The sequence below is a fragment of the Actinomycetospora sp. genome (genome assembly GCF_036497585.1).
In the GTDB taxonomy this organism is placed as follows: domain Bacteria; phylum Actinomycetota; class Actinomycetes; order Mycobacteriales; family Pseudonocardiaceae; genus Actinomycetospora.
This window is the reverse complement of record NZ_DASXJD010000232.1, coordinates 22,291-28,683: the sequence shown is the minus strand read 5'-3', so window position 1 is coordinate 28,683 and position 6,393 is coordinate 22,291. Positions and strand designations below refer to the sequence as shown.

At 73.3% G+C, this 6,393-nt stretch carries 5 protein-coding genes; 2 read left to right on the top strand and 3 right to left on the bottom strand.

Annotated elements, in window-relative coordinates:
* The 3 genes from VGH76_RS24620 to gcvT form a co-directional block, all read right to left on the bottom strand.
* The coding region (locus VGH76_RS24620; protein ID WP_331559391.1) for an MFS transporter at positions 1-1,456 on the bottom strand (1,456 nt) is incomplete at its 3' end.
* 66 nt (positions 1,457-1,522) lie between these two features.
* A complete protein-coding gene (locus VGH76_RS24615) occupies positions 1,523-2,011 on the bottom strand; it encodes a cupin domain-containing protein (RefSeq protein ID WP_331559390.1) in 489 nt (162 codons plus the stop codon).
* Between the two features lie 8 nt (positions 2,012-2,019).
* Positions 2,020-3,180 carry a glycine cleavage system aminomethyltransferase GcvT gene (gene gcvT, locus VGH76_RS24610; protein ID WP_331559389.1) on the bottom strand — a complete coding sequence of 387 codons (1,161 nt, stop codon included), beginning with the start codon at positions 3,178-3,180 and terminating at the stop codon, positions 2,020-2,022.
* A gap of 105 nt (positions 3,181-3,285) precedes the next feature.
* On the opposite strand from gcvT, the gene VGH76_RS24605 reads away from it, so the two are divergent.
* Together VGH76_RS24605 and lpdA are read left to right on the top strand one after the other, a co-directional pair.
* Positions 3,286-4,857 (top strand): leucyl aminopeptidase, encoded by a 1,572-nt coding sequence (locus VGH76_RS24605; protein WP_331559388.1) that lies wholly within the window; start codon positions 3,286-3,288, stop codon positions 4,855-4,857.
* 152 nt (positions 4,858-5,009) lie between these two features.
* Complete coding sequence (gene lpdA / locus VGH76_RS24600) at positions 5,010-6,392, top strand: dihydrolipoyl dehydrogenase (RefSeq protein ID WP_331559387.1); 1,383 nt, start codon at positions 5,010-5,012, stop codon at positions 6,390-6,392.
* Position 6,393 lies beyond the last annotated feature (1 nt).

The window sequence follows — 6,393 nt, the reverse complement described above, 5'->3', positions numbered from 1 at the left end:
GCAGCGCCTCCGCGTCCGCCCGCAGCCCCGACCCGGTCAGCTGCGCCAGCCTCCCGGGGAGCACCTCCGGGTCGTCGCCGACCGGGGTGGCGTCCCCGGCGACGGCGTCCTCGGGGACGTGCACGAGCAGGAGCGGGGCGTCGAGCGTGCGGGCCAGCCGCGCCCCGGCGGCGATCACCTCGTCGGCGTGCGGGGCGTCGTCGACGGCGACGAGCACCGGTCGCTCGAGACGCGCGGGCCCGGCGTCGGCGGCGGGAGCCTCCTCCGGCTCCTCGGTCTCGGCCCGGCGCAGCAGGCGGTGCGCCGTCGAGAGGATCAGCACGCCGATCGCGACGACGACCGCCGCCACCCAGAACGGGGTGTTCGGCAGGAACGCCTCGCCGATGATCCCGGAGATCCACGGGGCGAGGCCGCCGCCGAGGAAGCGCACGAAGCTGTAGGAGGCCGACGCGACCGGGCGGGGCACCGGGGCGACCGACATGACCGCCTGGGTGACCAGGGTGTTGTTCAGCCCGATCATCGCGCCCGCGACGATCACCGCACCGATGACGACGCTGGGGCTCGACTGCCAGATCGCGATCACCAGCAGGTCGAGCGCCAGCAGGCCGAGCACGAAGTACAGGACCCGGACCGTGCCGAACCGTCGCTCCAGGGCGGGCGCCCCGAACACCGCGAAGATCGCGACCAGCACACCCCACGCGGTGAACACCCCGCCGAGCCCGAGTGGCCCGAGGTTCCCCATCGAGTACGGCGAGTAGGCGAGCAGGGTGAAGAAGCCCCAGTTGTAGGCGAAGGCGGTCAGCGCGATCGTCGCGAGGCTGCGGTGGCGCAGTGCCCTGATCGGGTCGAGCAGGCTGATCTTCTGCGCGGGCTTTGGCGTCTTGTCGAGCAGCACGAGGGTCGCGACCAGCGCGATCGCCATGAGGACGGCGACCCCGAAGAACGGCGCCCGCCAGCTCACCGAGCCGAGCAGGCCGCCGACCAGCGGCCCGAGCGCGATCCCGACGCCGAGCGCGGTCTCGTAGAGGATGATCGCGCCGGCGAACCCGCCGCTCGCGCTCGCGACGATGACGGCGAGCGAGGTGGCGATGAACAGCGCGTTCCCGAGGCCCCAGCCGGCGCGGAACCCGACGATCTCGCCGATGGAGCCCGACAGCCCGGCCAGCGCCGCGAAGACGACGATGATGACGAGGCCGGTGACCAGCGTGGCCTTGGCGCCGATGCGGCTCGAGACCCACCCGGTGACGAGCATCGCCACCGCGGTGATGATCAGGTAGCTGGTGAACAGCAGCGAGACCTGCGCGGGTGTCGCGGCGAGCTGCTGGGCGAGCGCGGGCAGGATCGGGTCGACCAGCCCGATGCCCATGAACGAGATGACGCAGGCGAAGGCGACCGCCCAGACCGCCTTGGGCTGACGGAACGGACTTGCTCCCGCGGCTTGCACGACGACCTCCACGGCACGACGAAACCCGACCCACTTAGTTGTACCGAGCTAAGTAAAGGTTCGTCCATGCCTCGGGCGTCACACTTCGGGACGAGCCCCGAACGCCGGCCAGTCGCGGAGGTTCACCTGGTCGCACTCCCGCGCCATCGCGTCGATCTCCTCGGCGCTGGCCCCGCGCCCGAGGTGCTCGGCGAGGCGGCGGAAGTACTCCTCGCGGGGAGCGCCGGGCACGAAGAGGATGAGGAAGCGGGCGAGCTCGTCCCCGACGGCCGCGAACGCGTGCACCCCGTTCACCGGGACGTGGGCGAAGTCGCCGCTGCCCAGCACCTGCCACTCGGTACCGCTCATCACCGCGAGCCGCCCGGAGATCACCCAGAACGACTCCGAGAATCCCTGGTGGTAGTGCGGCACGGCGCCGATGCGCCCCGGCGTGGCCGCGGTCTCGAACAGGCCGAACCCGCCCCCGACGACGTCGCCCGGGGCGGTGAAGATCGCCGGCCCGGCCTGCTCGGCGTCGGCGCGGTACCGGTAGACGCCGGCGCCGGCGGCCTCCGTGGGGAAGCTCACCCCTCACCTCACCGCACGTGGGACGGCACGAACGGCGGGCTCACGACCTCGCACTCCAGCGGGCGCCCGCGCACGTCGATGGCCACCACGTCACCCTCGGTCAGTTCCGCCGCGGTGTCCAGCAGCGCGAGCGCGATGCCGGTCTTCAGCGTCGGGGAGAAGGTGCCCGACGTCGTCTCCCCCACCACCGACTCGCCGAGGGTGACCGGCATGTGGGCCCGGGGGATGCCGCGGCCGGTGGCCCGCAGCCCCCAGGAGCGGCGACGGGGACCGGCCTCGCGCTCGGCGAGCAGCGCCCCGCGGCCCCAGAACTCCGCCTTCTTCCACCCCACCGCGAACCCGCACCGGGCCTGGTTCGGCGTGATCTCCGGGCCGAGGTCCTGGCCGTGCAGCGGCAGCCCCGCCTCGGTCCGCAGGGTGTCGCGCGCGCCGAGCCCCGCCGGGCGCCCGCCGACCTCGGCGACGACCGCGGCGAGCGCGTCCCACAGCACCTCGGAGGCGGTCGCGGGGGCGATGAGCTCGTAGCCGTGCTCGCCGGTGTAGCCCGTACGGCAGAGCCGGACCGCCTGGCCGTCCCACCCGACGTCGACGAAGGCCATGTAGTCGAGGTCGTCATCCCCGAGGTCGCGCGGCAGGACGCCCGCCTCGGTGAGCACCCGGGCCGACTCGGGGCCCTGCACGGCGAGGACGACGTGCTCGTCGTGCTCGTCGGAGACCGTGATGCCGGCGGGGGCGGCCGCGGCGAGGAGCTTGCCGACGCCGGCCGAGTTGGCGGCGTTGGGCACCGTGAAGACCTCGTCGGGGCCGACGAGGTAGAGGATGAGGTCGTCGACGACGCCGCCGTCCTCGGCGCAGCACAGCGTGTACTGGGCCTTGCCCGGGACGATCCGCGCGAGGTCGTTCGTCAGGCAGCGGTCGACGAAGGCCGCCGCCCCCTCCCCGGTGATGCGGACCTTGCCCAGGTGGCTGACGTCGAAGAGCCCGACGGCCTCGCGGGTGGCGGTGTGCTCCGCCACCACGCCACCCTTGCCCGAGCCCTCGCCGCCCGCGTACTGGACCGGCATCTCCCACCCGCCGAACGGGGCGAAGGTGGCGCCGAGCGCCTCGTGGCGCTCGTGCAGGGGGCTGTGGCGCAGTGTCGTCGCTGGCGTGCTTCCCGGGTCGCTCACGGGTCCGGGACCGTACGGCACGCGCGCTGTCGGGGGTGCGTCCTAGCATGCCGATCTCAGGGCCGGGAGCACCGGCCGCGTCACGCCACCCGTGGAGGCATGCCCGTGAGCACCCCGCCCGACCTCCGGCAGAGCGACGAGGCGGCCCACGCGGCCGAGGTCGACGTCCTCGTCATCGGGACCCGGCCGGGGGCCAGCGACGGGAAGGCCGAGGACGCCGACGACGACGCCCCTCCCCCGCCGCCGATCCTGGTCGCCTCCGACGGTCTCGACCAGGCGTTCGGCGGAGAGCTCGCGTCGCTGCTCGCGCTCGCCGGCGCGGCGGGCGCCGCCGAGGAGGTCGTCAAGCTGCCCACCCGCGGCGCGATCGCGGCCCCGCTGCTGCTCGCCGTCGGCCTCGGGCCCGACCCGGAGGCCCGGACCGCCGACGGCACCGCGGGCGCCCCGGACCTCGCCGAGCAGGTGCGCCGTGCCTCGGGCGCCGCGGCCCGCGCCTTCGGCAAGACCGCGACGCGGGTCGGCTCGACCCTGGGCGGCCTCGACCTCGCGGCCGCCGTCGAGGGCACCGTCCTGGGCTCCTACGCCTTCACCGACTACCGCAGCGCCCCGGACGACCCGGCCCGCACCGTCGCCTTCCTGGGCGGGACCGGGGGCAGCGGCGGCGCGGGTGAGCGTGAGCACGCCACGATCGCCGACGCCGCGATGACCGCCCGCGCCGTGTGTGCCGCGCGCGACCTCATCAACACCCCGCCGAACGACCTCTACCCCGCCGAGTTCGCCCGCCGGGCCCGGGACATGGCGGAGACGGTCGGCCTCCAGGTCGAGGTGCTCGACGAGTCCGCCCTCGCCGAGGGCGGCTACGGCGGGATCCTCGGGGTCGGCGGCGGGTCCTCCCGCCCACCGCGCCTGGTCCGGCTGCGGCACACCCACCCGGACGCCACGAAGACGGTCGCCCTGGTCGGCAAGGGCATCACGTTCGACACCGGCGGCATCTCGATCAAGCCGGCGGCGAACATGGACCACATGACCTCGGACATGTCCGGGGCCGCCTGCGTAATAGCCACGGTGTGCCTGGCGGCGGAGCAGAACCTGCCGGTGAACGTCACCGCGACGGTCCCGATGGCCGAGAACATGCCCTCGGGCACCGCCTACCGGCCCGGCGACGTCCTGACGATGTACGGCGGCAAGACCGTCGAGGTCCTCAACACCGACGCCGAGGGCCGCCTCATCCTGGGCGACGCGATCGTGCGCGCCTGCGAGGACGACCCCGACTACCTCGTCGAGACCTCCACGCTGACCGGCGCGCAGGTCGTCGCCCTCGGCTCCCGCACCGCGGGGATCATGGGCAGCGACGAGCTCCGCGACCGGGTCGCCGCGGCCGCGGTCGGCGCCGGCGAGGGCGGCTGGGCGATGCCGCTGCCCGAGGAGCTGCGGGGAGACCTGGACTCGCGCATCGCCGACATCGCGAACGTCACCGGTCACCGCTTCGGCGGGATGCTCGTCGCCGGGCTCTTCCTGCGGGAGTTCGTCGCCGACGGGGTGCCCTGGGCCCACATCGACATCGCCGGTCCGGCGTTCAACACCGGGGGACCGCACGGTTACACCCCCAAGGGCGGGACCGGGCTCCCCGTCCGCACCCTCGCGGCCGTGCTCGCCGACGTCGCGGGCACGGGTTGAGCGGGGAGCCCCGACACCCGTTTGCCCGCGGTGGAAGGATGTATTTGACAGTCGCGGGCCGCTCAGTGGGCCCGGACACGAGTGCCTGGTCCGCGACCACCGTCGCGGGCCGGTCCACCGCACGTCACACGCCGACGCGGGAGAAGTGAGAGTTGAGCGAGAGCGACACCTTCGACGTCCTGATCCTGGGTGGGGGTTCCGGCGGGTACGCCTGCGCGCTGCGCGCGGCCGAGCTGGGCCTCTCCGTCGCCCTCGTCGAGCAGGACAAGCTGGGCGGCACCTGCCTGCACCGAGGCTGCATCCCGACCAAGGCGCTGCTGCACGCCGCCGAGGTCGCCGACAACGCTCGCGAGGGCGAGCAGATCGGGATCAAGAGCTCGCTGTCGGGCATCGACATGAGCGGCGTCAACTCCTACAAGGACGGCGTCGTCGGCAAGCTCTACAAGGGCCTGCAGGGGCTGGTGAAGTCCCGCAAGATCACGATGATCGACGGCCACGGCACGCTGGCCGGGACCGACGCCGTCGAGGTCGACGGGCAGCGCTACACCGGGCGCCACGTGGTCCTCGCCTCGGGCTCGTACTCCAAGACGCTGCCCGGCCTCGAGCTCGGCGGCCGGGTGCTCACCTCCACCGAGGCGATCAACCTCGACTACGTGCCCGACCGCGTCGTCGTCCTCGGCGGCGGCGTGATCGGCGTGGAGTTCGCCAGCGTGTGGCGCTCGTTCGGCTCCGAGGTCACCGTGGTCGAGGCGCTGCCCCACCTCGTGCCCAACGAGGACGAGTTCCTCTCCAAGCAGCTCGAGCGCCAGTTCCGCAAGCGGAAGATCAACTACAAGATCGGCACGAAGTTCACCGGGGTCGAGCAGAGCGCCGACTCGGTGACGGTCAACCTCGAGAACGGCGAGCAGCTCGAGGCCGACATCCTGCTGGTGGCCGTCGGGCGCGGACCCAACACCGCCGACCTCGGCTACGAGGCGGCCGGGATCACCCTCGACCGCGGCTTCGTGCGCACCGACGAGCGGCTCCACACCGGGGTGGCGAACGTGTGGGCCGTGGGTGACATCGTGCCCGGCCTGCAGCTGGCCCACCGCGGCTTCCAGCAGGGCATCTTCGTCGCCGAGGAGATCGCGGGCCTCGAGCCGCCGGTCATCGACGAGAAGGGCATCCCCCGGGTCACCTACTGCGAGCCGGAGATCGCCTCCGTCGGGCTCACCGAGGCCCAGGCCAAGGAGGCCTACGGCGAGGTCCAGACCACGACCTACGACCTGGCCGGCAACGGCAAGTCGCAGATCCTCCGCACCGCGGGCGCGATCAAGCTGGTGAAGGGCGGCACGACCGACGACGCACCCGTCGTCGGGGTGCACATGATCGGGGCCCGGATCGGTGAGCTCGTCGGCGAGGCACAGCTCGTCTACAACTGGGAGGCCCTCCCGGCCGACGTGGCGAACCTCATCCACGCCCACCCGACGCAGAACGAGGCCTTCGGCGAGGCACACCTCGCGCTGGCCGGCAAGCCCCTCCACAGCCACAGCTGAC